22 protein-coding genes are annotated in these 24,794 nt (G+C 68.9%); 8 read left to right on the forward strand and 14 right to left on the reverse strand.

The genetic code is table 11. From position 1 onward, the window contains the following. Window positions 1-77: 77 nt before the first annotated feature. The 9 genes from JHN45_RS38685 to JHN45_RS38725 all read right to left on the reverse strand — a co-directional run bounded on the left by JHN45_RS38685 (window position 78) and on the right by JHN45_RS38725 (window position 6,608). Window positions 78-611, reverse strand: coding sequence for a hypothetical protein (locus JHN45_RS38685; RefSeq protein ID WP_201054238.1), 534 nt, complete (start codon window positions 609-611; stop codon window positions 78-80). An 80-nt stretch (window positions 612-691) separates the two neighbouring features. Further along, window positions 692-1,219 (reverse strand): hypothetical protein, encoded by a 528-nt coding sequence (locus JHN45_RS38690; RefSeq protein ID WP_201054239.1) that lies wholly within the window; start codon window positions 1,217-1,219, stop codon window positions 692-694. A 45-nt stretch (window positions 1,220-1,264) separates the two neighbouring features. Further along, window positions 1,265-1,669: a hypothetical protein gene (locus tag JHN45_RS38695; protein ID WP_201054240.1), complete on the reverse strand. Its 405-nt coding sequence runs from the start codon at window positions 1,667-1,669 to the stop codon at window positions 1,265-1,267. A 183-nt stretch (window positions 1,670-1,852) separates the two neighbouring features. Further along, on the reverse strand, window positions 1,853-2,080 hold the full coding sequence (locus tag JHN45_RS38700) for a hypothetical protein (RefSeq protein ID WP_201054241.1): 228 nt from the start codon (window positions 2,078-2,080) through the stop codon (window positions 1,853-1,855). A 117-nt stretch (window positions 2,081-2,197) separates the two neighbouring features. Next, window positions 2,198-3,217, reverse strand: coding sequence for a TolB-like translocation protein (locus tag JHN45_RS38705; protein WP_201054242.1), 1,020 nt, complete (start codon window positions 3,215-3,217; stop codon window positions 2,198-2,200). Beyond that, entirely contained in the window at window positions 3,214-4,554 is a 1,341-nt protein-coding gene (locus JHN45_RS38710; protein ID WP_201054243.1) for an MFS transporter, read from the reverse strand. The genes JHN45_RS38705 and JHN45_RS38710 overlap by 4 nt, the downstream gene beginning before the upstream one ends. A gap of 1 nt (window position 4,555) precedes the next feature. Beyond that, window positions 4,556-5,431, reverse strand: a complete 876-nt coding sequence (locus tag JHN45_RS38715; RefSeq protein ID WP_201054244.1) for an alkaline phosphatase family protein — start codon at window positions 5,429-5,431, stop codon at window positions 4,556-4,558. Window positions 5,432-5,604: 173 nt separating this feature from the next. Further along, window positions 5,605-6,045, reverse strand: coding sequence for a VOC family protein (locus JHN45_RS38720; protein WP_200711617.1), 441 nt, complete (start codon window positions 6,043-6,045; stop codon window positions 5,605-5,607). 50 nt (window positions 6,046-6,095) lie between these two features. Beyond that, entirely contained in the window at window positions 6,096-6,608 is a 513-nt protein-coding gene (locus JHN45_RS38725) for a pyridoxamine 5'-phosphate oxidase family protein (protein ID WP_201054245.1), read from the reverse strand. A 190-nt stretch (window positions 6,609-6,798) separates the two neighbouring features. Here JHN45_RS38725 and JHN45_RS38730 point away from each other — a divergent pair, with 190 nt between their 5' ends. Then, complete coding sequence (locus JHN45_RS38730) at window positions 6,799-9,798, forward strand: bifunctional [glutamine synthetase] adenylyltransferase/[glutamine synthetase]-adenylyl-L-tyrosine phosphorylase (RefSeq protein ID WP_201054246.1); 3,000 nt, start codon at window positions 6,799-6,801, stop codon at window positions 9,796-9,798. Here JHN45_RS38730 and JHN45_RS38735 read toward each other — a convergent pair. Next, a complete protein-coding gene (locus JHN45_RS38735; protein WP_201054247.1) occupies window positions 9,786-10,727 on the reverse strand; it encodes a DMT family transporter in 942 nt (313 codons plus the stop codon). The genes JHN45_RS38730 and JHN45_RS38735 overlap by 13 nt on opposite strands. A 72-nt stretch (window positions 10,728-10,799) precedes the next feature. Between JHN45_RS38735 and JHN45_RS38740 the strand changes: the two genes are divergently transcribed. Beyond that, complete coding sequence (locus tag JHN45_RS38740; protein WP_236584590.1) at window positions 10,800-11,768, forward strand: LysR family transcriptional regulator; 969 nt, start codon at window positions 10,800-10,802, stop codon at window positions 11,766-11,768. Here JHN45_RS38740 and JHN45_RS38745 read toward each other — a convergent pair. After that, window positions 11,765-12,625: a phosphatase PAP2 family protein gene (locus JHN45_RS38745; protein WP_201054248.1), complete on the reverse strand. Its 861-nt coding sequence runs from the start codon at window positions 12,623-12,625 to the stop codon at window positions 11,765-11,767. The two genes, JHN45_RS38740 and JHN45_RS38745, sit on opposite strands and share 4 nt — an antisense overlap. 131 nt (window positions 12,626-12,756) lie before the next feature. After that, on the reverse strand, window positions 12,757-13,791 hold the full coding sequence (locus tag JHN45_RS38750) for a LacI family DNA-binding transcriptional regulator (RefSeq protein WP_307783319.1): 1,035 nt from the start codon (window positions 13,789-13,791) through the stop codon (window positions 12,757-12,759). A gap of 350 nt (window positions 13,792-14,141) precedes the next feature. Here JHN45_RS38750 and JHN45_RS38755 point away from each other — a divergent pair, with 350 nt between their 5' ends. The 6 genes from JHN45_RS38755 (at window position 14,142) to JHN45_RS38780 (ending at window position 21,819) form a co-directional block, all read left to right on the forward strand. Beyond that, window positions 14,142-15,416 carry an extracellular solute-binding protein gene (locus JHN45_RS38755; RefSeq protein WP_201054249.1) on the forward strand — a complete coding sequence of 425 codons (1,275 nt, stop codon included), beginning with the start codon at window positions 14,142-14,144 and terminating at the stop codon, window positions 15,414-15,416. Window positions 15,417-15,534: 118 nt separating this feature from the next. Next, a complete protein-coding gene (locus JHN45_RS38760; RefSeq protein ID WP_200711624.1) occupies window positions 15,535-16,539 on the forward strand; it encodes a carbohydrate ABC transporter permease in 1,005 nt (334 codons plus the stop codon). 13 nt (window positions 16,540-16,552) lie between these two features. Then, entirely contained in the window at window positions 16,553-17,425 is an 873-nt protein-coding gene (locus JHN45_RS38765) for a sugar ABC transporter permease (RefSeq protein WP_234468265.1), read from the forward strand. Window positions 17,426-17,601: 176 nt separating this feature from the next. Continuing rightward, window positions 17,602-19,266, forward strand: a complete 1,665-nt coding sequence (locus tag JHN45_RS38770; RefSeq protein ID WP_201054250.1) for a glycoside hydrolase family 13 protein — start codon at window positions 17,602-17,604, stop codon at window positions 19,264-19,266. Between the two features lie 149 nt (window positions 19,267-19,415). Beyond that, window positions 19,416-20,792 carry an alpha-amylase family protein gene (locus tag JHN45_RS38775; RefSeq protein WP_200711627.1) on the forward strand — a complete coding sequence of 459 codons (1,377 nt, stop codon included), beginning with the start codon at window positions 19,416-19,418 and terminating at the stop codon, window positions 20,790-20,792. Window positions 20,793-20,862: 70 nt separating this feature from the next. Then, window positions 20,863-21,819 carry an LD-carboxypeptidase gene (locus JHN45_RS38780; protein ID WP_201054251.1) on the forward strand — a complete coding sequence of 319 codons (957 nt, stop codon included), beginning with the start codon at window positions 20,863-20,865 and terminating at the stop codon, window positions 21,817-21,819. A 16-nt stretch (window positions 21,820-21,835) separates the two neighbouring features. On the opposite strand, the gene JHN45_RS38785 is transcribed toward JHN45_RS38780, so the two are convergent. Beyond that, entirely contained in the window at window positions 21,836-22,438 is a 603-nt protein-coding gene (locus JHN45_RS38785) for a DUF4232 domain-containing protein (RefSeq protein WP_201054252.1), read from the reverse strand. Window positions 22,439-22,575: 137 nt separating this feature from the next. Then, on the reverse strand, window positions 22,576-24,648 hold the full coding sequence (locus JHN45_RS38790; protein WP_201054253.1) for a carbohydrate-binding module family 20 domain-containing protein: 2,073 nt from the start codon (window positions 24,646-24,648) through the stop codon (window positions 22,576-22,578). Window positions 24,649-24,794: the final 146 nt, after the last annotated feature.

Consider the following 24,794-nt stretch of genomic DNA (forward strand, 5'->3'; position numbering starts at 1 on the left):
CGATGGGGTCCGACGGTCGCCGACCGTCGGACCCCATCGCGTTCTCCTGGATCCGGTCCGTCCTCGGATGTGGGCTGTCAGGCCACCGAGAACCTGTAGATCACGGCGGCGCCGTCCTGATAGCCGGTGTCCAGCAGGACCGTCTTGCCGTCACAGGCTTTCCAGGACCGTGAGTAGGTGCCGATCAGGATGGTGGCCGTGAGGCACTTGTTGTCCGTTGCCACCGTGTCCTGGATTTTTCCGTTGACCGCCCGCTGAGCGGACGTGGAGCACACGTTGGCCACGAGCCGACCGCCGGTGGGACTTTGTATCACCGAAGCGCAGGTGGCTTCGGGCTCATCCCATTCGAGAAGTTCGGTACCCTCCTCGTCGTCGTCCGCCGGGTCAGGGTCGGAGGAGATGACGTCGGGCGGGTTCTCCACCGAGGTGGAAAGCGGTTCGCTCGGTACCTGCGGGCCCGAGACCCCGTTGTCGTTCGGCCGGCCGTCGGAGAGAATCTCAGGCGCTTCCTGGGGTATGCCCGATGGGTCGATGCTGCCGTCCGACAGGACCCACGACGGCGGCGCGTCCGGCGGCGTCTCGTCCTCGTCCGCCGCGGTGGCGATGGTCATCACCGTTCCCGCGACGAGAGTGAGGGCGGCCAGTCCGCCGACGAAAAACGCTTTCGCTCTCTGCATGGATCATTCCCCCGTCACGAAATGGGCAGGTAGTGGTAGCCGGACCAGATCGCCCCGCCGTGCCAGCCGCCGTTGTACACATAGCCCTCGGCGACAGTCCCGTAGTAGCCCTTGCCGCAGCCCGGGCCGTTACCGTGGCCCTTGTACGTGACTCGAAGATCGATCTTGTGCTTGTTTCTCGTGTTGGAGTACCAGGGGGACGAGTAGCAGTGCGTCCACTTCTTCTTGGCGCTGTTCCACTTGTAGAGGTGCACCCTGGTCTTTATGTATCCGCCAGGACGGTAGCTGGGGAATGTGCACTGCGCGATGAGGCTCTTCTCCCAGGCCGCTACGTCTGACCGGCTGTATCCGTCGCCATAGCGGCCATGGCTTATCTCCGAGCGGTTCGCGGTGCAGTCGTAGTCGGTTCGGTACGTCCAACCGCCGTCGTACACGTAGTGAGCGGAAGCCGGTGCCGCCGACATCATCAGCGCGATAAGGGCGGCGCCGATCATGATGAGCCATCTGGATCTGGGCCGGGTGGGTCTTAAACGGTCTTTCACAACTCTCCTTTTTGCCCATGGTGCAGCTCGCATTGAGTGCAGTACTCAAATGCGCTGCGGCTGTAGTCGTGCTGGAGGCTGTGCTTGGTGGTGACGTACGAGCCACGCCGTGGACACCAGAGGTGCCACCCACAGCGCGACGAGAGTGAGCAGGTCAACCCATGGAACGGTTGAGATGTGTCCGCACCGCTCCTCGGCGATACCGCCGACGCCGATGACCGTGCTGCACTGCTTGGTCCAGAACGTGAACACGGCGGCGGGTGCGAATCCGCCAGGAACAAGGAACGTTCCGACAATCTTGTCGCGGGTGCGCCATTGACGGGATGTCCACAGCAGCAGGACTCCGGTCAGCCAGCCCACGGCGAACAAGAACGCGCCCACCTCCACGAGGAGGACGATGGCCAGGGGTTCCCACTGTTGCCGGCGGGTGCGCGATACGGGATCACTCACGAGGTGACGGTATAGCTGTGAAGATCCTGTGTGACAGTGACCTTCAAGCCACCCGAAAACGGAAGATTTCGTTCATGTCCGCGTCGACCCTGAAGCTAAAGGGAAAGGTGGAGTCTTGGGGGTAATTGTTGCCATTCTCGATCATGATCGGCAATTGCAGCAATGGCCGATTCCGCCCGGTCGCTACTTGTCTGCCTTGTAGAGCGTGATGTCCTTGTTGACGAACAGATGGACATAGCCGCATCGCCAGCAGATCAGGCCGGTGGCGTTCTCGTCGGCCCAGGCCAGCCTCATGAACTCCATGCCGGTGCTGTTGAGCAGGACACCCCGCTCCCGGAACAGATCCCCCCGACAGACCTGGCACTTGAGCCAGACGTCCCCCACCGCTGCGCGTACCGGCTTCTTCGCCATGGCTCGACCGCCCCCACCCTCGTCATATGGTCGGAACCGAGCGTAACGACCCTGCGCCGACGCCCATCGCGTGAGGTCGCTCCAACCGACGCACTTCCCGCGCCTGCCGCTTCCCTCCTACTTCACGAACGCGGGGGACACGGCCGCCGTGCTGATGCGCCGCGGCTTTCCCGTGCCGTCCGCCGGTACCGCGTACAGGTCCGCCCCGTAGTCGCCGGGCAGTGCGTAGACGATCGTGTGGTCGTCCCGCCACACCGCCTGGTCGTCCACGCTGCGGGGCTCGGCCAGCGAAGTCTCCCGCATCGTGCGGAGGTTGAGCACGTACAGGTGCCACGGGGCGTCCTTCGGGAGGCCCTTGACGCGTTTCTTGTAGGCGATGCGGGTGCCGTCGGGGGAGAGGGACGGGCATTCGACGTTCGTGTGGATCGTGGTGACCGTGTGCGCCTTCAGGTCGCCCCTGACCAGGTACGTGCTGCCCTTCGTCGCCAGCGTCGCGTAGAACGTGCGGTCGTCCGCCGCGAAGGTCACGCCCCAGAAGTTGACGTCGGCCGCGTGGTAGACGTGACCGTCCTTGAGGATGCGGAACGACTCCAGGGACGGGGTCAGCTTGCCTGTCCTGGTGTCGACGATCGCCGCTCGTGTCGAGAAGTTCGTGCCCGCGTAGGAGTCGCCGCCGACGAACGCCGTCCAGGCCGCGAAGTGGCCCGTGGGGGAGACGCGGGCCCGGGAGGGGATGCCGGGGACGTCGTAGCGGTCCTGCACCCTGAGGTGGGCGTCGAGGATCAGGGCGCGGTAGGTGTCCGTGACCGTGCCGTGGACCGCCTGGAGGCAGACTCCGGTGCCCGAACTGGCGTAGAAGCGCAGGCACTTGAGGCCGGAGGCGGTGCGTGGGCCGGAGGGGTCGGAGGCCGGGACCGTGGTGAGTTCGTCTCGGTGGGGGCCCCAGGCCATGTTGCGGAACACCATGCGGTCGGGGGTGGTCAGGGTGACCCGGCCCGCGGTGACCCGTGGGCCGCCGGGCTGGACCTGGTCCCGCTGTCCGGCACGCGCCGACGCGTGGAGCACCGAGGCGACGGCGATCCCCGCCAGCAGGACGATCGCCGTGGCGAGGATCAGGACGCGGTTGCGCAGGGTCATGGGGCGGGCTCCAGAACTGATGATCGGCCGGGGCGGAGTCTCAGGGCGAACACCGCGCAGACCGCCAGCGCCACCGCCGACGCCATGAGCGCCGTACGGTCGCCCCACAGCGTCCACGCCGCGCCGAAGCCGAGCGAGCACACGAACCGTGCCGCCGCCTGGCCCGTCTGCACCAACGCGAGCCCCGACGACCGCAGTTCCTCCGGCACGCTGTCCGAGGCCGCCGCCATCAGCACGCCGTCGGTCGCCGCGTAGAAGCCGCCGTGCAGGAGGAGGACGGCGTAGGGGAGGGCCGTGCCGTGCCAGGAGGTCAGCAGCAGGGCGTACGCCGTGAGGAGGGCGCCGTGGCCGGCCAGGAATATCCGCCAGCGGCCTACGCGGTCCGCGAGGCGGCCCAGGGGGACGGCGAGGAGCAGGAAAGCCGCCGCCGTGCCCAGCGGGAGCAGGGCGAACCAGCGGTCGGGGACGCCGAGGCGGCGCTGCAGGAGCAGGTACACGAAGGAGTCGCTGACCGTCGCCAGGCCCAGCAGCAGCGCGCAGAGGGTGATGCGGCGCAGGTCGCGCCGGGCGAGGAGGGCGAAGGCGGCGCGGAGGGTGGGGCGCGGGGGCCGGCCTACGGTGGTCCGCTCCCGTGGGCCGGTAGCCGAGCCCCTCCCTGCCGACCCGCTGTCACCTGGTCCTTTCTCGCCGGATCCCCGCCCGCCCGGCACGAAGAGCACCAGTACCAGCACCCCCACCACGGCCACGCAGAAACTCACCGTGAACACCGCGTCGTACCCGTCGACCGTCGCCCGCAGGATCAGGAACGCCACCAGCGGGCCGAGCAGCGCGCCCGCCGTGTCCATCGCGCGGTGTACGCCGAAGGCACGACCCCGGTTCTCCGGGGTGGAGGAGAGGGAGATCAGCGCGTCGCGCGGTGCCGTGCGCAGGCCCTTGCCCGTGCGGTCGGCGGCCAGGATCAGGCCGATGGGGGTGAGGGTGTGGGCCAGGAGGAGGAGCGGCTTGCAGGCCGCCGAGACGGCGTAGCCGATGCCCGCGACCCACTTGTGACGGCCGCCGCCCCGGTCGGCGAGGTGCCCGCCGGCCAGGCGGACGAGTGCCGAGAAGCCGTTGTAGATGCCGTCGAGGAGACCGAAGCCCAGCGGGGAGAGGCCGAGGCCCGTCACCAGGTACAGCGGCAGCACCGCGGTCACCATCTCGGACGACACGTCGGTGATCAGGCTGACCGCGCCGAGCGCGAAGACCGTGGGGGCGACCACGGCGGACACCCGCGCCGGAGTACCCGTAGTACCCGCGGTGGTGCTTTTGGCGTCGGCGCGGCTGTCCGCCACGTACATCTCAGGACGCCCAGATGCCGGTGATGTCCGCGGCCGAGGCCGCGTTGCCCGCGTGGGTGGACAGGCCCTGGGAGTCCTCCAGGGTCCGCAGCAGGTTGTAGTGGTTGTACGTGGTCGAGGACGTGGCGCCTGCGGTCACCGGCTGACCGTAGAAGACCGTCGGGATGCGGTTGCCGCTGAGCAGGTTGTCCTCGTCGAAGGTGACGACGAGCAGGCTGTTGTGCGTCTTGGCCCAAGTGGCGTATGCGCCGAGGTTGTTCTTCAGCCAGGTGTCACCGGTCGCCACAGAGCAGTCGTGCATGTCGCTGCACAGGTTGGGCGTCACGAAGGAGATGTCGGGGAGCGTCGTGTAGTCCGTGGGGAACTGCGCGAAGGTCTTCGCCGTCGACGTCGCGACGTTGGAGAAACCGAACCAGGGGTTGTGCTTGCGCGCGTAGGTGCCGCTGCTGCACGTCGTCGAACCCTGGCTGGGCAGCGTCTCGTTGTAGCTGGCCCAGGTGCCGCCCGCCGCCGTCACCTCGGAGGCGAGGTTCGCGGCCGAGGAGAAGCCCGCCGTGTAGCAGCTGTCGCTGGTGATGCCCTGGGTGGAGCCGGAGAACAGCGCGAAGTAGTTCGGCTGGCTCGGGTGGGTGATCCCGTACGACTGGGTGAGGGCGGCGCCGCCGGTCGCGAGCGAGTTGATGTAGGGGGCACTGGAGGAGCCGATGACCTGGCTGTAGGCGTGGTTCTCCATCACCACGACGACGACGTGGTCCGGGGTCGGCACCACGGTCGCGGCATGCGCGGTCGAGGCGGTGCCGAAACCGGTCCAGACCCCGACGGCGGCTGCCGAGAAGGCGAGCGCGGACGCCACGACGGCGCGACTGCGGCGGTACACGGAACCAGCGGGACCGCTGGAGCTGCCAGAACTGCCGGAATTGCCAGAACTGCCGGACACTTCAACCTCCGGGTGGGGGGGGGAGGACGGGGGTGACGGTGCGGACAGAGCATGCACACGCCAAAATGCCCGCATCCCACCACCCCCAACCCGCCGGATGAAGAAGTGGTGAACTACTGCTCTCCCGCCGCCAGTTGAGCCAGCACCTGATGCAGCGGCTCGGTGGCCCGCTTCCGGTACTCCTGGATCGCCCAGCCGTTCCCGTCCGGGTCCTTGAAGTACATGAACGTCGCCCCGTCCTGCGGCGCGAACTGCACCGGCTCGCTCACCTCGAGCCCGCGCGCGGTCAGCTCGTCGTAGGCCGCCTTCGCGTCCTGCACGCACAGCTGCATGCCGTGGTACGTCCCCGGCTGCGGCGTCCCGGTCGGCACCTGCAGGCCGTCGACCAGCGCGATCGAACAGCCGGACCCCGGCGGCGTGAGCTGCACGATCCGCACGCCCTCCATCACCTCGCCGTCGAGATCGACATGGAAACCGACCTTGTCCTGGTAGAACGCCTTGGCCCGGTCCACGTCGGAGACGGGGAGAAGGATCACTTCGAGGGTCATGTCCATGGCTTGACTCCTTTGTCAGGCACGTCTGTCGGGCGCGTTCGGCAGGCGCGTCACTCGAACCGCCACCGCGTCTGGCTGAACGGCTCCCCCTTACCGAAGCCGAAAACCGTGCGGGGCGCCACAGCGAAGACGAACGCGGATCCGCCACCGTGCTGGAAGGCCCCGTCCCGCACATCGAAGTGCCAGAAACTGCCGTACTTCGCCTCCCACGCGGCGGCCAGCTCCCGCAGCCGGTCCTCGTCCTCGACCCGCACCGCCGCACCCTCGACGACCAGGTCGTACCCCTCGTCCCAGGTGCTCGTGCCGGTCGTCAGCACGACGTGCGGGTTGTTGGCGAGATTGCGCGCCTTGCGCTCCTCGGGCCCGGTGCAGAAGTGCAGCGCGCCGTCCGCCCACACCCCGGGCAGGGGCGTCACGTGCGGGCGCCCGTCCGGGCGCACCGTCGAGATCCAGAACTGCCCGGCCGCCGAGAGCCGCGCCTCGGCCGTGGCCCAGTCGGTCGCGGTGGCCGCCGGGTCGCTGTAGCGGGGGTCGAGACGGGTGCGCGGTGCGTTGTCGGTCATCGGACACCCCTAGTCCCTGAGTCGTACGTCATCGGCTTCCCTCCAGGAGTCGTCGGTCGTCCCGTAGTGGAGACCCCGTACCCCTCCGGAACTCATCGCCGCACGCCCCGGCGCCCCCGCCCGCACCTGCGGTTAGGCTCGGGACGGTACGACCTAGATCCGCACGACCTAGATCCGAGGGAGGCCGAGGATGACGGCGCCGGGACGCAGAAGCAGTACCTTCACGCGGCTGCTGCGGCACGGCTTCACCGATCCTTCGGCCGCCGAGCGGCTCCTGGAGAGCGCGGAGCTGGCACCGATAAGGAACGACCCGGTCCTGCTGGAGGCCCTCGGCGCCACCGCCGACCCCGACCTCGCCCTTCAGGGTCTCGTACGACTCCTGGAGGCGCAGCCCGAGCCCACCGACCGGCGCGAGCTGACCGACACGCTGATCGCGGCGAAACCCCTACGGGACCGGCTGCTCGGTGTGCTCGGCGCCTCCGCCGCCCTCGGCGACCATCTCGCCCGGCACCCGCGCGACTGGCACGCCCTCGTCATGTACGAACCCCGCGACCTCCACCCCGGGGTGGAGGAGTTCGAACGCGGACTGGCAGAAGCCACCGACCCCGTCGCCCTCCGCGTCGCCTACCGTCGCTGCCTGCTGTCCATCGCCGCCCGTGACGTGTGCGGCACCACCGACCTCGCGCAGACCGCCGCCGAACTCGCCGACCTCGCCACCGCCACCCTGCGCGCCGCCCTCGCCATCGCGCGCGCCGCCGCGTCCGACGACGCCGCGCTGTGCCGGCTCGCGGTGATCGCGATGGGCAAGTGCGGCGGCCACGAGCTGAACTACGTCTCCGACGTCGACGTCATCTTCGTCGGCGAGGCCGTCGACGGCGCCGACGAGGGCAAGGCGCTGCGCGCCGCCACGAAGCTCGCAGCGCACATGATGCGGATCTGCTCCGAGACCACCGTCGAGGGCTCCATCTGGCCCGTCGACGCCAACCTCCGCCCCGAGGGCCGCAACGGCCCCCTGGTCCGCACCCTCGCCAGCCACCTCGCCTACTACCAGCGCTGGGCCAAGACCTGGGAGTTCCAGGCCCTGTTGAAGGCCCGCCCGGTGGCCGGCGACCTCGCGCTCGGCGCGGAGTACGTCGCCGCCCTCGAACCCCTCGTGTGGAAGGCCGCCGAGCGCGAGAACTTCGTCACCGACGTGCAGAAGATGCGCCGCCGGGTCGTCGAGAACATCCCCGCCACCGAGATCGACCGCGAACTCAAGCTCGCCCCCGGCGGCCTCCGTGACGTCGAATTCGCCGTCCAGCTCCTCCAGTTGGTGCACGGCCGCGCCGACCTCTCGCTGCGCAGCGGCACCACGCTCGTCGCGCTCCAGGCCCTCGCCGCCGGCGGCTACGTCGGCCGCGAGGACGCCGCCCGCCTCGACGACGCCTACCGCTTCCTGCGCACCATGGAACACCGCATCCAGCTCTACCGGTTGCGCCGCACCCACCTGGTCCCCGTCGAGGAGGCCGACCAGCGCCGCCTCGGCCGCTCGATGGGCCTGCGCACCGACCCGGTGGCCGAGCTGAACCGCGAGTGGAAGCGGCACGCGACGGTCGTACGACGTCTCCACGAGAAGCTCTTCTACCGCCCGCTGCTCGACGCGGTCGCCCAACTCGCCCCCGGCGAGACCAGGTTGAGCGCCCAGGCGGCCCGCGAACGCCTGGTGGCCCTCGGCTACGTCGACCCGGCCGCGGCCCTGCGGCACATCGAGGCCCTCGCCTCCGGCGTCACCCGCAAGGCCGCCATCCAACGCACCCTGCTGCCCGTCCTGTTGGGCTGGTTCGCCGACTCCGCCGACCCGGACGCGGGCCTGCTCAACTTCCGTAAGGTCTCCGACGCGCTCGGCAAAACCCCTTGGTATCTACGGCTGTTGAGGGACGAGGGTGCCGCCGCCGAGAACCTCGCCCGCGTCCTGTCGGCCGGCCGCCTCGCCCCCGACCTCCTGATGCGCGCCCCCGAAGCGGTCGCCCTGCTCGGCGACGGCGACGGCGGCAGCGGCCTCGAACCCCGCGAACGCGCCCATCTGGACCAGGAGATACTGGCCGCGGTCGGCCGCGCCGACGACGCCGTCCAGGCCGTCACCTTCGCCCGCGGCGTCCGCCGCCGCGAACTCTTCCGTACGGCCGCCTTCGACATCGTCGGCTCCTACGGCACCGAGACGCAGCCCGTCGAGGCCGACCAGGGCGCGCTCGTCGACCGGGTCGGCGGCGCCGTCTCCGACCTCACCGCGGCGACCCTCGCCGGCACGCTGCGCGCGGTGGTCCGCGAGGGCTGGGGCGACACCCTGCCCACCCGCTTCGCGGTCATCGGCATGGGCCGCTTCGGCGGTCACGAACTCGGCTACGGCTCCGACGCGGACGTCCTGTTCGTGCACGAACCCCGCGAGGGCGTACCGGAGCGCGAGGCCTCCGAGGCGGCCAACAAGGTCGTCTCCGAGATGCGCCGGCTGCTCCAGGTCGCCAGCTCGGACCCGCCGCTGCTGATCGACGCGGACCTGCGTCCCGAGGGCAAGTCGGGGCCGCTCGTACGGTCGTTGAACTCCTACGAGGCGTACTACCGCCGGTGGTCGCTGGTCTGGGAGTCGCAGGCGCTGCTGCGGGCCGAACCCGTCGCCGGGGACGAGGAGTTGGGGCGTCGGTTCATCGAACTGATCGATCCTCTGCGGTATCCGGCCGAGGGGCTCGGTGACGATGCCGTGCGGGAGATCCGGCGGCTCAAGGCCCGTATGGAGTCCGAGCGGTTGCCTCGTGGCGCGGACCCGACGTTGCACACCAAGCTCGGGCGTGGGGGACTGTCCGATGTCGAATGGACCGTGCAGCTCATGCAGTTGCGGCACGGGTGGGTCGAGCCCGGGCTGCGGACCACGCGGACGCGCGCGGCACTCGCCGCCGCGTGTGCCGCCGAGCTGATCTCTGCCGAGGACGCGGAGACGCTGGACGAGGCGTGGGTGTTGGCCACGCGGGTTCGTAACGCGGTGATGCTGGTGAGGGGGCGGGCGGGGGACACGTTTCCCTCTGATCCGCGTGAACTGGCCGCTGTGGGGCGGTACTTGGGGTACGGGCCGGGGCATGTGGGGGACATGCTGGACGACTATCGGCGCACTACTCGGCGGGCTCGGGGTGTGGTGGATCTGTTGTTCTACGGGGCCTGAGCGGGGTGTTCGTCGGCTGACAGCCGGTGGGGGCTGGGCGCGCGGTTCCCCGCGCCCCTAAAGGCCTTCGCCGAGCGGTGTCTTGTCAGGGCTACGCCCGCCAGTACCACCGCCATCCCCGCCACGACCCTCAACCCCACCCTCTCGTCCAGCAGCACCGCACCCAGCGTCACCGATACAACTGGCAGTAGATATCCGACCGTTGCGGCGCTCGTCGGGCCCTCGTCCGCTATCAGGCGGTAGTTGAGGTAGAAGGTCACGCCGGTGCCCAGGACGCCCAGAGCGGTCACCGCGAGGAGGGCCGTGAGGTCGGGGTGTACCGGGCCCGCGGCCGGTAGGGCGAGGGTCGTCCAAGCCGTCGCCGCCATCAACTGAGCCGCCGAGACCGCCAACGGCGCCTGGCCGCTGGTGAGTTTGCGGGCCATGTACGCGAAGGCCACGGCGTAGCTCGCGGCGGCGGCCAGCAGGGCGAGCGCGCCCCAACTGGCCAGGCCCGAGCGCTGCCACGGGGCGAAGATCAGGACCGTACCCGCGAAGCCGAGCAGAAGGCCGGTGAGGCGGGCCCGGCCGAGGCCGCGGTCGGTGCCCAGCGCGATGCCGATCAGCAGGGACCACAAGGGAGTTGTGGCGTTCAGGACGCCCGCGATCCCGGAGTCGACGGTCTGCTCGCCCACGCTGAACAGGGCGAACGGGACGGCGTTGCAGAAGAGGGCGGCCACCGCGAGCCGGCCCCAGGTGGCGCGGTCGCGGGGCAGGCGCTGGCCGGCCGCGCGGGCCAGGGCCAGCAGGACCAGTGTGCCCAGGGCGCAGCGGGTGATGGTGATCTGGGCGGGGGAGAGGCCGTGGTCCAGGGCGAGTTTGATCCACAGGAAGCCCGAACCCCACAGGAGGGCGAGCGCGGCCATGCGGAGTGTCGAGGCGGGCTGCATGGGTCCACGGTCGGACAGCCCAACCTTTCAGCACAAGCGAAGGATTCTACAGCCACTGTTAATCTCTCCTACATGCTTGATGTGCGACGCATGCAGGTGCTGCGGGCCGTGGTGGACAGCGGGTCGGTGACCGCTGCGGCGGCCCGGCTCGGCTACACGCCGTCCGCGGTGAGTCAGCAGGTCGGGGCGCTGGAGAAGGAGGCCGGGACCGCGCTGCTCGAGCGGGTGGGGCGCGGGGTGCGGCCCACGGCGGCCGGGCTGCTGCTCACCGGGTACGCGGACGCGATCGGCCGGCAGGTCGCCGAGGCGGAGACGGCGTTGGCGGACCTGGTGGCCGGGCGCACCGGACAGCTCACGGTCCGCTACTTCGCCACCGCAGGCGCCGCTCTGGTCGCCCCCGCCGTGGCCCGGCTCCGCGCCGAACACCCGGGAGTACGCCTGGAGTTGAGGCTGACCGACCCCGAGGATCCGCTGCCGGACGTGAAGGAGGGGCGGGCGGATGTCGCGCTGGTCGTGGGGGAGTCCCGTGCTCCCGACGGCGTACGGCTGGTGAAGCTGCTCGACGATCCGTATCTCGCCGTGCTGCCCAAGGGACACCGGCTGGCCGCGCGGCGGAGTGTGGAGCTGCGGGAGCTGGCCGAGGAGGCGTGGGTCGGGAGCGAGTGGCCGGGGCCGTGCCTCGACGCCCAGCTCGGCGCGTGCGCGGCGGCGGGGTTCCGGCCGGGGTTCGCGGTCCAGAGCGAGGACTACGTCACGGCTCAGGGTTTCGTGGCGGCGGGCCTCGGGGTGACCCTGATTCCCCGGCTGGGGCTCGGCAGCCGCCATCCGGACGTGGTCGTACGGGTGGTACGGGATCCGGAGCCGCTGCGGACCATCCACGCGGCCGTCCGCGAGACGGCACCGCCACAGCCGGCCCTGCGGGCGTTCCTACGGGCGCTGCGGGACGCGGCAAGGGACAGCCCTGCCTCGCTGCCGATGGACCAGGACCAGGACCAGGACCAGGACCAGGACCAGGACCGGGCTCCGGTACCTCGGGACTAGGCCTTAGTGGGGAGCCAGAGCCCGTCCGCTCCCCGTACCGTCACCGTACGAGGCAACGCGTACGGAAACGCGCCGTACCAGACGCGGGAGACGGCGAAGCCGAAGGCGAGGCAGAGCATGCCGCCGACCGCGTCGAGCCAGAAGTGGTTGGCGGTGGAGACGATGACCATGAGGGTGGCCGCCGGGTAGAGGAGGCCGAGGATGCGGACCCAGGGGAGTTTCGCCAGGGCGAAGATCGTCAGGCCGCACCACAGGGACCAGCCGATGTGCATGGACGGCATCGCGGCGTACTGGTTCGACATGTGCTTCAGGTCGCCGGAGGCCATCGAACCCCAGGTCTGGTGGACCATGACGGTGTCGACGAAGTGGCCGCCGTTCATCAGGCGGGGCGGGGCCAGCGGGAAGAAGTAGTAGCCGACGAGGGCCACGGCGGTGGTCGCGAAGAGGACCAGGCGGGTCGCCGCGTACCGGCCCGGATGACTGCGGTACAGCCACACCAGGACACCCAGCGTCACCACGAAGTGCAGTGTCGCGTAGTAGTAGTTCATGCCGACGATCAGCCAAGTCACCGAGTTCACCGCGTGGTTGACCGACTGCTCGACGGCGATGCCGAGGTCGTTCTCCACGCGCCAGATCCAGTCGGCGTTGCGCAGTGCCTGGCCCCGCTGCTCCGGAACCGCGTTGCGGATCTGTGAGTACGTCCAGTAACTCACCGCGATCAGCAGGATCTCGAACCACAGCCGGGGCCGGCGCGGAGTCCGCAACCGGCGCAGGAAACCCTGCCCCGCGGCGTCCGCGACGGGGCTCGGAACGGCTTCTTCACGGCCTTCCAATGTCGTCACGGTGGTCTCACCCATAGACACAAAGTCTGCCAGAAAAGGCTTCCGCGACCGATCATCCCTTGGTCGGGTCCGTCTCGCATGTTCTACGACGAGAAGAGTCCCCGTACTACTACCAGCGCACGGGAAGCCGCCGGGTTTTCTCCCCCTTAGGGACGATTCCGTTCCCCAGGCGCCGAAGCCGTTGAACCCCGTACCACCAGTTCCGGCATGAACACGAACTCACTGTGCGGCGCGGGCGTCCCGCCGATCTCCTCCAGCAACGTCCGCACCGCCGCCTGTCCCATCGCCGGCACCGGCTTGCGGATCGTGGTCAGGGGTGGATCGGTGAACGCGATCAGCGGGGAGTCGTCGAAGCCGACCACCGAGACCTCCCGGGGCACCGCCAGACCCCGCTGCCGGGCCGCCCGTATCGCGCCGAGCGCCATCATGTCGCTCGCGCACACGATCGCCGTGCAGTCGCGGTCGATCAGCGCGGCGGCGGCGGCCTGCCCGCCCTCCAGCGTGTACAGCGAGTGCTGGACCAGCCGCGTCTCCACGTCCTCGGCGGTCAGGGCCAGTTGGTCCTGCATCGCGCGGACGAAGCCCTCGATCTTGCGTTGTACGGGTACGAAGCGCTTGGGGCCCAGCGCCAGGCCGATGCGGGTGTGGCCGAGCGAGACGAGGTGGGTGACGGCGAGGGTCATCGCCGCGCGGTCGTCCGGGGAGATGAACGGCGCCTGCACCTTCGGCGAGAAGCCGTCCACGAGCACGAACGGCACGCCCTGCGCCCGCAGTTGCTCGTAACGCTGCATGTCCGCGGAGGTGTCCGCGTGCAGTCCGGAGACGAAGATGATGCCGGCCACCCCGCGGTCGACGAGCATCTCGGTCAGCTCGTCCTCCGTGGACCCGCCCGGGGTCTGGGTGGCGAGCACCGGAGTGTAGCCCTGCCGGGTCAGCGCCTGCCCTATGACCTGCGCCAGGGCGGGGAATATCGGGTTCTCCAGCTCCGGCGTTATGAGACCGACCAGGCCCTCGCTGCGCTGCCGCAGCCGTACCGGACGTTCGTAGCCGAGCACGTCGAGAGCGGCGAGGACGGACTGGCGGGTGGTGGCGGCGACGCCCGGCTTGCCGTTGAGGACGCGGCTGACGGTCGCTTCGCTCACCCCCGCCTGGGCGGCGATGTCGGCAAGCCGTGTGGTCACGGGAGTGGACTGTACCGGCCGTCGGCGCGCTGCGGGTTGCTGCGTCATCGCGATCCCTCGTGTTCTGCTCAACGTACGACATGCGGCAAGTGCTTGCAGAGTCTTGCACAAGTGTCCCATCGACCGCTCAGCCGCATCAATACTGGGTTGCGCGTGGGTCGAGGAGAGGTCACGGGCGAGTAACTCTCCAGCCGTCTTGCAGTTTTTTGCAGCAAGGACTTTCGCAACGCTTGCATCGCTGTTACGTTCGGCGACGCCCGGCGGCGGCGAAGGAGCGGTCGGCGAGTCACAGGGGCGGCGGACGGGCCCGCCCCCTGCGGCACACGGGCTTTCACCCTCAAGGAGAACTCATGCGGCGTGGCATAGCGGCCACCGCGCTGGTGGCGTCCCTCGCCCTCGCGGCGACGGCCTGCGGCGGCAGCGACAGTGACAGCGGCAAGTCGGACGGGCCGGTCACCATCACCTGGTGGGACACCTCCAACGCCACCAATGAGGCACCCACGTACAAGGCCCTGGTCGCCAAGTTCGAGGCCGCCAACAAGAACATCAAGGTCAAGTACGTCAACGTGCCCTTCGACCAGGCGCAGAACAAGTTCGACACCGCCGCCGGCTCCAAGGGCGCCCCGGACGTGCTGCGTTCGGAGGTCGGCTGGACCCCCGCCTTCGCGAAGAAGGGCTACTTCCTGCCGCTCGACGGCACCGAAGCCCTCGCCGACCAGGCCAAGTTCAAGCAGAACCTGATCACGCAGGCCCAGTACGACGGCAAGACGTACGGCGTGCCGCTGGTCACCGACACCCTCGCCCTCGTCTACAACAAGGCGCTCTTCGCCCAGGCCGGGATCACTCAGGCGCCCACCACCTGGGACGAGTTGAAGACCGACGCGGCGAAGATCAAGGCGAAGGCCAAGGTCGACGGCTACTGGGGCTCCACCCAGGCCTACTACGCGCAGACCTTCCTCTACGGCGAGGGCACCGACACCGTCGACGCCGCCGCCAAGAAGATCACCGTGGACTCCGCCGCGGCGAAGAAGGCCTACGGCACCTGGCTGAGCCTGTTCTCCGGCACCGGCCTGCACAAGGCCGACACCACCGCCGACGCCTACGCCCACATCCAGGACGCGTTCGTCAACGGCAAGGTCGCCGCGATCATCCAGGGCCCCTGGGAGATCACGAACTTCTACAAGGGCTCGGCCTTCAAGGACAAGTCCAACCTCGGCATCGCCCAGATCCCGGCCGGCTCCACCGGCAAGTCCGGTGCCCCGACCGGCGGTCACAACCTGTCGGTCTACGCAGGCTCGGACTCCGCGCACCAGAAGGCGTCGCTGAAGTTCCTCAACTTCATGACCTCCGCCGCCTCCCAGTCGACGATCGCGCTGAAGAACTCGACGCTGCCGACCCGCGACGACGCCTACACCGCCGCCGTCAAGGCCGACCCGGGCATCGCAGGCTTCCAGGGCGTCCTCGGCGTCGCCCAGCCGCGCCCGGCGCTCGCCGAGTACAGCTCGCTGTGGGGTCCGCTGGACACCGAGCTGCCCAAGGTCGCCGGCGGCAAGGAGTCCCTCGACAAGGGCCTGAGCAACGCCGAGCTGGCGATCGCCAAGCTGGTCCCGGACTTCAGCAAGTAGCCCCGTACGGCCGCCGGATCCGCAGAGAAGAACCTGGGGGACGGATCCGGCGGCCGTCGGCCTGCGCGCAGGCCCGACAGGACCAACTCCTGAACTTCCAGAAGGTGTCGAACGAACCATGACAGTCGCCATCGACCGCGCGACCGGCAAGCGCCACGGTGACCGCGCACCCCGCCCCGGGCCCGGCCAACGCCTCAAGTCCGGCTACCAGAAGCACTGGTACGCGTACGCGATGATCATCCCCGTGGTCGTCGTGCTCGGCGTCCTCGTGCTCTACCCCCTGGTGTACGGCCTGTACCTGACGCTCACCGACGCCAACAGCCTCAACACCGCGCGCACGATCGGCGTCAACCACATCGACGCCACCTACAAGTTCATCGGGTTCGACAACTACAAGGACATCCTGTTCGGCCCGACGTCCTACGACCGCTTCTGGTCGCACTTCATCTGGACGATCGTCTGGACCGCGGTCTGCGTCACCCTGCACTACACGATCGGCCTGGCCCTCGCCCTGCTGCTCAACCAGAAGCTGCGCGGACGCACCGTGTACCGCCTCCTGTTGATCCTGCCGTGGGCCGTCCCCACCTTCGTCACCGTGTTCGGCTGGCGCTTCATGCTCGCCGACGGCGGCATCATCAACACCGCGCTGCACACCCTGCACCTGCCCCAACCCGACTGGCTGGAAAGCACGTTCTGGCAGCGGTTCGCCGCGATCATGGTCAACACCTGGTGCGGGGTGCCGTTCATGATGGTCTCCATGCTCGGCGGACTGCAGTCCATCGACGCCTCGCTCTACGAGGCCTCCGAGATGGACGGCGCGGGCCCCTGGCAGCGTTTCCGCCACGTGACCCTCCCGGGCCTCAGGTCGGTCAGCTCCACCGTCGTACTCCTCGGCGTCATCTGGACGTTCAACCAGTTCGCCGTCATCTTCCTGCTGTTCGGCAACACGGCCCCCGACGCCTCGATCCTCGTCACCTGGTCGTACTACCTCGGCTTCGGCCAACAGCCGCGTGACTTCGCCCAGTCGGCCGCCTACGGCATCCTGCTGCTGGCCATCCTGATCGTCTTCACCTCCTTCTACCGCCGCTGGCTGAACCGCAATGACCAACAGCTCGCGATCTGAGACAGGAGCCCCCATGAGCAGCACGACCGACACCCAGCCCCGACGGGCGCGCCGCCGGGGCGAGTTGAGCCGCTCCGGCGCCCTCGCCTCGCACGGCATCCTGATCGTCGCGAGCCTGATCGCGCTCTTCCCGATCGCCTGGCTGGTCTTCCTCTCGCTGGGCCCGGACTCGGACGACTACCTCCACCCGGCCGGCATCTGGAAGAAGATGACGTTCGGCAACTACTCGTTCGTGCTCCAACACACTGAGTTCTTCGACTGGTTGAAGAGCTCGATGATCGTCTCGCTCGGCACGTCGTTCATCGGTGTGACGATCGCGGCCACCACCGGCTACGCCGTCTCGCGGATGCGTTTCCCCGGCTACCGGAAGTTCATGTGGGTCCTCCTGGTCACCCAGATGTTCCCGATCGCGGTACTCATCGTGCCGATGTACCAGATCCTGGCGGACCTGCAGCTGATCGACAGCTACCTTGGTCTCATCCTCGTCTACTGCTCGACCACGGTGCCCTACTGCGCATGGCTGCTGAAGGGCTACTTCGACACGATCCCGTTCGAGATCGACGAGGCCGGACGCGTCGACGGGCTGAACCCCTTCGGTACGTTCGCGCGACTGATCCTGCCGCTCGCCAAGCCGGGCCTGGCGGTCGCCGCGTTCTACAGCTTCCTCACGGCTTTCGGCGAGGTCGCCTTCGCCTCGACGTTCATGCTGTCCGACACGAAGTACACGTTCGCGGTGGGGTTGCAGACGTTCGTGAGCGAGCACGACGCGCAGCGGAACCTGATGGCTGCGACCGCGGTACTGATTGCGATACCTGTGGCCGCGTTCTTCTATCTCGTGCAGAAGAACTTGGTAACCGGCCTGACAGCAGGCGGAACCAAGGGCTGAACACCGGTGACTGGGGCGCCCCTTCAGGGGCGCGGGGAACTGCGCGACCAGCCCCCACTCAGCCGCACCCAAAAAGAGACCCGAGGCGGCCGTGTTGTCCATCCGACCCCGCTGACATCACGGCCGCCTCGCCCCAACTCCCCATGACCAGAACCCCGTTACGCACCAAGGACGCCATGACCCAGCGAAACTCGGCCATCGCCCCCGCACCGAACCCTGCCAAAGCCAAGCGTGGCGACTGGTGGCGGGACGCGGTCATCTACCAGGTCTATCCGCGCAGCTTCGCCGACAGCAACGGTGACGGCATGGGTGACCTGGAGGGCGTACGCTCCCGGCTCCCGTATCTGCGTGACCTCGGTGTCGACGCCGTCTGGCTCAGTCCGTTCTACGCCTCGCCGCAGGCGGACGCGGGCTACGACGTCGCCGACTACCGGGCCGTGGACCCGATGTTCGGCAATCTGCTCGACGCCGACGCGCTGATCCGTGACGCCCATGGTCTCGGTCTGCGGGTGATCGTCGACCTCGTTCCCAATCACTCCTCGGATCAGCACGAGTGGTTCAAGCGGGCGTTGCGGGAAGGCCCGGGCTCGCCGCTGCGGGAGCGCTATCACTTCCGCCCGGGCAAGGGCGAGCACGGCGAACTCCCTCCCAACGACTGGGAGTCCATCTTCGGCGGGCCGGCCTGGACCCGAGTCCCGGACGGGGAGTGGTACTTGCACCTCTTCGCTCCCGAGCAGCCCGACTTCAACTGGGAACACCCGGCGGTGGGCGACGAGTTCAGGTCCGTGCTCCGGTTCTGGCTCGACATCGGCGTCGACGGTTTCCGGATCGACGTGGCCCATGGGCTGGTGAAGGCGGAGGGGCTGCCCGACCTCGGCTCGCACGACCAGGTCAAGCTGCTGGGCAACGATGTCATGCCGTTCTTCGACCAGGACGGCGTGCACGACATCTACCGGCAGTGGCGTCTGGTCCTCGACGAGTACGCGGGCGAGCGCATCTTCGTCGCCGAGGCGTGGACCCCGACCGTGGAGCGGACCGCCAACTACGTCCGCCCGGACGAGCTCCACCAGGCCTTCAACTTCCAGTATCTGGCGACGGATTGGGACGCGGCGGAACTCCGTGTCGTCATCGACCGGACGTTGGAGGCCATGCGGCCGGTCGGTGCCCCGGCCACCTGGGTCCTCTCCAACCACGACGTCACCCGGCACGCCACCCGCTTCGCCAACCCGCCCGGCCTCGGCACCCAGATCCGTACGGCCGGGGACCGGGAACTGGGCCTGCGTCGGGCCCGCGCGGCGACGCTGCTGATGCTGGCGCTGCCCGGCTCGGCGTACATCTACCAGGGCGAGGAGCTCGGGCTGCCGGACGTCGTCGACCTGTCGGACGAAGTGCGCCAGGATCCCGCCTACTTCAGGGGCGCGGGCCAGGACGGCTTCCGCGACGGGTGCCGGGTGCCGATCCCGTGGACGCGCACCGGATCGTCGTACGGCTTCGGGAACGGCGGGAGCTGGCTGCCGCAGCCGGACGGCTGGGGCGAGTTGAGCATCGAGGCGCAGACGGGGACGGCCGGCTCGACGCTGGAGCTGTACCGGGACGCGCTCGCCGCCCGCCGCACGCAGCCCGACCTCGGCGCGGGCGACTCGGTGGAGTGGCTGCGGGCGCCCGAGGGTGTACTCGCCTTCCGGCGGGGGGAGTTCGTGTGTATCGCGAACACCAGCGGGGAGTCGGTGACGACGTCGGCGTACGGCCGGCTGCTGCTCGCCAGCGGTGAGGTGACCGAGGCGGACGGCGAGGCGAAGCTGCCCGCCGACACGACCGTCTGGTGGACCACCACCCCGTAACCACCGCTCCGCCACGGGAAGTTCTTGCAGCAACTTCACACGGCCCGCTGCCCTTTTGGGCGGCGGGCCTTTAACATCTGGCCACCGCAAGGTTTCCACGGTATTTCAGCAAGAACCTTCAAGTGCCTTCAACGGAGAAGGAACCCCACATGGCCAGCAGCAGATCACTTGCAGGCGCCTTCGCCCTCGCCGCCGCCACGGCGGTCCTGGTGCCCGGCACCGCACACGCCTCCCCACCCGGCACCAAGGACGTCACCGCCGTCCTCTTCGAGTGGAACTTCGCCTCCGTCGCCAAGGAGTGCACCAACACCCTCGGCCCGGCCGGCTACGGCTACGTGCAGGTCTCCCCGCCCGCCGAGCACATACAGGGCTCGCAGTGGTGGACTTCGTACCAGCCGGTGAGCTACAAGATCGCCGGGCGGCTCGGCGACGCGACCGCCTTCCAGAACATGATCAACACCTGCCACGCGGCGGGTGTGAAGGTCGTCGTCGACACCGTCATCAACCACATGTCGGCGGGCAGCGGCACCGGCACCGGCGGTTCGTCGTACACGAAGTACAACTACCCCGGCCTGTACTCCTCGTACGACATGGACGACTGCACGTCCCTGGTCAGCGACTACACCAACCGCGCCAACGTCCAGAACTGCGAACTGGTCGGCCTCGCCGACCTGGACACCGGCGAGGAGTACGTCCGCGCCACCATCGCCGGCTACATGAACAGCCTCCTCGGCTACGGCGCCGACGGCTTCCGCATCGACGCGGCCAAGCACATCCCGGCGACCGACCTCGCGAACATCAAGTCGCGCCTGTCGAACCCCTCCGTGTACTGGAAGCAGGAGGTCATCTACGGCGCCGGCGAGGCCGTCCAGCCCACCGAGTACACCGGCAACGGGGACGTCCAGGAGTTCCGCTACGCCTACGACCTCAAGCGCGTCTTCAACAACGAGAACCTCGCCTACCTGAAGAACTACGGCGAGGGCTGGGGCTACATGAGCAGCTCGGTGGCGGGAGTCTTCGTCGACAACCACGACACCGAGCGCAACGGCTCGACCCTGAACTACAAGGACGGCGCCAACTACACGCTGGCCAACGTCTTCATGCTCGCCTACCCCTACGGCGCGCCGGACATCAACTCCGGCTACGAATGGTCGGACACGGACGCCGGACCGCCCAACAACGGTGCGGTGACGGCCTGTTGGCAGGACGGCTGGAAGTGCCAGCACGCCTGGCCGGAGATCAAGTCCATGGTCGCCTTCCGCAACGCCACCAGCGGCCAGTCCCTCACCAACTGGTGGGACGACGGCAACGACGCGATCGGCTTCGGGCGGGGCAGCAAGGGCTACGTGGCCATCAACCACGAGTCGTACTCGCTGACCCAGACCTACCAGACGTCACTGGCCGCGGGCACGTACTGCAACGTCCAGAACAACACGTCGGTGACCGTGAACTCCAGCGGGCAGTTCACCGCCACCCTGGGCGCCAACACGGCCCTCGCGATCTACACGGGCAAGACGAGCTGCTGAGTGGGACGGGGCCGGAACTCCCGTGAGGGGTGGGGGAGTTCCGGCCCCGCGTACGGGGGAAGATCGCCGTATGGACACCTCCGGCAACCTCCCGAGCTCGAGAGCGCCGCGGTTGCGGCCGGGCGACCGGGTGCGGATCGTCGCCCCGGCCTGTCCGCCCGGACGCGAGCATGTCGCCCGTGGAGTCGAGGAGTTGACGTCATGGGGGCTGCGGCCCGAGGTGGGCGAGCACGTCTTCGACCAGTGGGGGTACATGGCCGGGCGGGACGAGGACCGGGTCTCCGATCTGAACTCCGCGTTCCGTGATCCGGGGGTCCGCGCGGTGTTCGCCGCGATGGGCGGCAAGGGCACCTACCGCATCGTCGACGACCTCGACACCGACGCGCTGCGCCGCGATCCGAAACCGGTGGTCGGCTTCAGCGACATCACCCACCTCCATCTCGCGCTGTGGGCCCGCTGCCGGCTGGCCTGTCTGCACGGGCCCTTCCCCAACGCGGGCGACGACCGGTGCGGGTCCGCGTCGGCCGACGCCGTCCGCCGTGCGTTGATGACCACCGAGCCCGTCGTCATCCGGCGGGACGCGGGCGAGGCCACGGCCGCGGTCACCGTCGAGGGCACCGCCACCGGTGTCCTGCTCGGCGGCAACCTCAGCGCGGTCCGCACCGAGACCGGCGCCGGGCTGCCGAGCCTCAAGGGGGCGATCCTCTTCCTCGAACACCAGCGGGGGACGGGGCTCGGGGAGGTCGACCGCGCGCTGACCCAGCTGACCCGGGCCGGGGCGCTGGAGGGGGTGCGCGGTGTGGCGCTCGGCCAGTTCATCGGCTTCGAGCGGGATGCCGGCGACGCGACCCTCGGGGGATGGGGCATCGCCGACATCCTGCGTGACCGGCTGACCCGCCTGGGCGTTCCCGTCCTCGGCGGGCTCCCGGCCGGCCACGGCCCGCATCCGCCGAGCATTCCGCTCGGCACGCGGGCCACCATCGACACGGCCGAAGGAACACTGACGGTGCAGCCGGCCGTCGTCTGACCGCCGTCGGCGCGGATCAGTCGTTGACGGTGATGTGCCTGGCCAGCGCGGTGACCGACAGGTCGCCGTGGTCGACCCACTGGGGGAAGGCCAGCGTCTTGTGCTGGGTGGAGCCGGGCGGGGTGATCTCCAGGAAGGAGGCGCGGACCGCGCCCGACGTGCCCGTGTTGGCGTGGGTCCAGGCGACGACGGCCTCGGCGCTCTGGCCGTCCTTGAGGGTGAGGGTCTTCTTGCCGGGGTTGTGCGCGTACCAGGTGTTGCCCCAGTGGGTGTGGGCCGTGAGCTTCTTGTGGGCGGAGTTCTCCAGGCCCAGGCCGGGGTAGCCGCGCAGCGCGCACGTCCTGCCGCTGAGGTTGCGCAGCGTGATGACGACACCCTGGTGGTTCATGCCGCCGGCGAGCCGGCGGCCGAACGTGGCCTTGAGCGCCCCGGCGGAGCAGGTCGGCGTCGCCTTCGCGGCGCTCGTGGTGGTCGCGGCGTTGGCGGTGGTCGCCCAGGCCGCGAGCCCCAGCCCGGCGACGGCGGCCAGACCGACCACCGTACGCCCGAAGCGGCGCTCGGCGCGGTGCCGGGGCTTGGCGGGACCGGCCTGGTCGGTGGTGTTCTGCTGCTCGTTCACGGTGATCGTGCTCCCACTCCTGCTCCGCGGCGCGGGCCGCTGTGTGCGTCCCGCGCCCTCTTTTGGTGTCGTGCACTGAGTCCGATGCGCGCCACCGCGGATTTGTTCGGAGAAATGAGCGGGAGTTCGAGAAAGAGCTACTTCCAGGTGTCGCTCGCCGTGTAGCCGGACGAGGTGCCCGTCGTGTACGAGCGGTTCGTGCCGGACTCCCAGGTCACGGTCCCGGAGCTGTCCTTCTTGATGTACTTGTACGCGAAGGTCGTGCTCTTGGGGACGATGACGAGCTTGCTCCAGGTCGGGTACGAGGCCGAGGACAGCGGGATCGCGTCGCTCGTGTTCCAGGAGCCGAGCGAGGCGATCGAGCCGACGACGTAGACGTTCGTGCCGAGGGTGGTGGTCGCCGTCTCGTTGAAGGTGACGTCGGTGGCGTCGGTGTCGGCCACGTTCCAGGAGTTGTTGAGCGAGACCGCCGAAGTGGTCGTCGTGGCGGCCCTGTTGGCGTTCGACTCCCAGGTGACGTTTCCGGACGAGTCCTTCTTGATGTACTTGAAGGCGAAGGACGTGCTGGTCGGCACGCTCACCGCCCCGGACCAGACCGGGTACCCGGACGAGGACAGCGCGACCGCCTTCGACGTGTCCCAGCCGCCCAGCGCGTCGATGGAGCCGACGACGTAGACGCTGGTGCCGGACGTGGTGGCCGCGTACTCGTTGAAGGTGGCGGTCACCGTGGAGCCGGACGAACCGCCGCCGGTGTCGTCGCAGCCGACCGTGCAGGTGTAGGAGGAGTTGTAGAAGGCGATGGCGCTCTTCGCCGGGATGGTGAGGGACGCGCTGCCGCCGGAGACGGTGACGGTGGACGCGCCGCCGTCGACGACGTTCGAGTACGTGCCGTCGGCCATGCCCGTGGTGAAGGTGTAAGTCGCCGCCGAGGAGCCGTTGTTGAGCGCGAAGAAGCCCGCTCCGCTACGGCCGAAGCCGATCACGCTCGACGACTTGGTCTGCCAGTTGGAGACGGCCGCCGTGTACACCGCGTTGTGCCAGGCGACCATGCCGACGACTCCGGTGTCCCGGTCGAGGCAGTACCAACTGCCGCTGGAACAGTCCGTGTTGGTCACGAAGCCGGACGAGTTCGGCGGTGCCTGGTCGCTCTGCGTCCACTCCCAACTGGCGTACACCGTCGGGGTGGACCACTTGTACGCGAGCTGGAAGAGGTTGGCGAGCTTGTAGGTGTCGCCGTCCTTGTAGCTCATGTGCAGGCCGTTGCGCTCGGTGTCGTGATTGGTCACGAAGGACACCGAGTTGGCGGCCGGGAGGATGCCGCTGCTCTCCAGGGAGGACAGATCGCTCACGTTGCCCTGGAAGGCCGACTTCATCTTGCTCGCGTAGGTGAAGTCGAGGACGTCACCGGACGCGTAGTAGTCGCTGGGCTGCGGGGTCGAGCCCGGATAGATCTCCTGGAAGACGTACGGCGCCGCACCCGCCGTCGTGTTCGTCAGCTTGCCCTCGATCGCCGCCAGGTCGGTCTCGGGGATGTGCTTGGCCGCGTCGACCCGGAATCCGTCGACACCGAGGGCGAGTTGCTTGTTCAGGAAATTCGCGATGCCCGCGCGGACCGAGTCCGAGCCGGTCTTCAGGTCGGGCAGGCCGAGGAGTTCGCAGTTCTGGACCTGGGTGAGGTTGGAGTAGTCCTGGATGGTCAGGTCGGAGGTGGGGCAGTCCGCGGAGGTGTGGTAGTCGCCGGGGTCCCAGTCCGGGGTGTCGTACTTGCTGGTGAGCGTGGTGCCGTTGTAGCCGGTGCCGGTCTGCGCGGCGGTGTGGTTGATCACCGCGTCCGTGTAGACCTTGACGCCCGCGGTGTGGCACGCGCTCACCATGCTCGCGAACTGGGCCGCCGTACCGAAACGGCTGTTCAGGTTGTACGAGTACGGCTGGTAGACGTCCCACCAGTAGTAGTTGGTCTGCTTGAGCGACTCGGCGGGTGGTGCCACCTGGACCGCGCCGTAGCCGGCCGGGCCCAGTACGTTCGTGCACTCCGAGGCGATGGAGTCCCAGTTCCATTCCCAGAGGTTGGCGATGACGTCACCCTTGGCGGAGGTGTCCGCGTGGGCGGTGGCGGCGGGGAGGGCGACCACGCCGGCCAGGGCGAGCGCCCCGGCGGCCACGGCACTGGCCGCGCGCCTGATGGTTCCCGGTGTTCGGTATCTGCTCATGAGCGGCTCCGAAAGGGGGGATTCGGGTTTCAACAACTGGTGAGCGTGGGCCAGTTGAGAAGGGCACGTCAAGGTTGCGGATGAAAGTTCTTTCTGTGACTTTCACATGTCTTGCTGCAACCCTTGCGTCAGCGATACCGTCTCGC

Source organism: Streptomyces sp. MBT53 (assembly GCF_016654115.1).
Taxonomy (GTDB): domain Bacteria; phylum Actinomycetota; class Actinomycetes; order Streptomycetales; family Streptomycetaceae; genus Streptomyces.

Coding starts and splice junctions, on each gene's coding strand:
- JHN45_RS38685 (WP_201054238.1), bottom strand. CDS start 611: ATGACCATCGCCACCGCGGCGGACGAGGACGAGACGCCGCCGGACGCG.
- JHN45_RS38700 (WP_201054241.1), bottom strand. CDS start 2,080: ATGGCGAAGAAGCCGGTACGCGCAGCGGTGGGGGACGTCTGGCTCAAG.
- JHN45_RS38705 (WP_201054242.1), bottom strand. CDS start 3,217: ATGACCCTGCGCAACCGCGTCCTGATCCTCGCCACGGCGATCGTCCTG.
- JHN45_RS38710 (WP_201054243.1), bottom strand. CDS start 4,554: ATGTACGTGGCGGACAGCCGCGCCGACGCCAAAAGCACCACCGCGGGT.
- JHN45_RS38720 (WP_200711617.1), bottom strand. CDS start 6,045: ATGGACATGACCCTCGAAGTGATCCTTCTCCCCGTCTCCGACGTGGAC.
- JHN45_RS38725 (WP_201054245.1), bottom strand. CDS start 6,608: ATGACCGACAACGCACCGCGCACCCGTCTCGACCCCCGCTACAGCGAC.
- JHN45_RS38730 (WP_201054246.1), top strand. CDS start 6,799: ATGACGGCGCCGGGACGCAGAAGCAGTACCTTCACGCGGCTGCTGCGG.
- JHN45_RS38735 (WP_201054247.1), bottom strand. CDS start 10,727: ATGCAGCCCGCCTCGACACTCCGCATGGCCGCGCTCGCCCTCCTGTGG.
- JHN45_RS38740 (WP_236584590.1), top strand. CDS start 10,800: ATGCTTGATGTGCGACGCATGCAGGTGCTGCGGGCCGTGGTGGACAGC.
- JHN45_RS38745 (WP_201054248.1), bottom strand. CDS start 12,625: ATGGGTGAGACCACCGTGACGACATTGGAAGGCCGTGAAGAAGCCGTT.
- JHN45_RS38755 (WP_201054249.1), top strand. CDS start 14,142: ATGCGGCGTGGCATAGCGGCCACCGCGCTGGTGGCGTCCCTCGCCCTC.
- JHN45_RS38760 (WP_200711624.1), top strand. CDS start 15,535: ATGACAGTCGCCATCGACCGCGCGACCGGCAAGCGCCACGGTGACCGC.
- JHN45_RS38765 (WP_234468265.1), top strand. CDS start 16,553: ATGAGCAGCACGACCGACACCCAGCCCCGACGGGCGCGCCGCCGGGGC.
- JHN45_RS38770 (WP_201054250.1), top strand. CDS start 17,602: ATGACCCAGCGAAACTCGGCCATCGCCCCCGCACCGAACCCTGCCAAA.
- JHN45_RS38775 (WP_200711627.1), top strand. CDS start 19,416: ATGGCCAGCAGCAGATCACTTGCAGGCGCCTTCGCCCTCGCCGCCGCC.
- JHN45_RS38780 (WP_201054251.1), top strand. CDS start 20,863: ATGGACACCTCCGGCAACCTCCCGAGCTCGAGAGCGCCGCGGTTGCGG.
- JHN45_RS38790 (WP_201054253.1), bottom strand. CDS start 24,648: ATGAGCAGATACCGAACACCGGGAACCATCAGGCGCGCGGCCAGTGCC.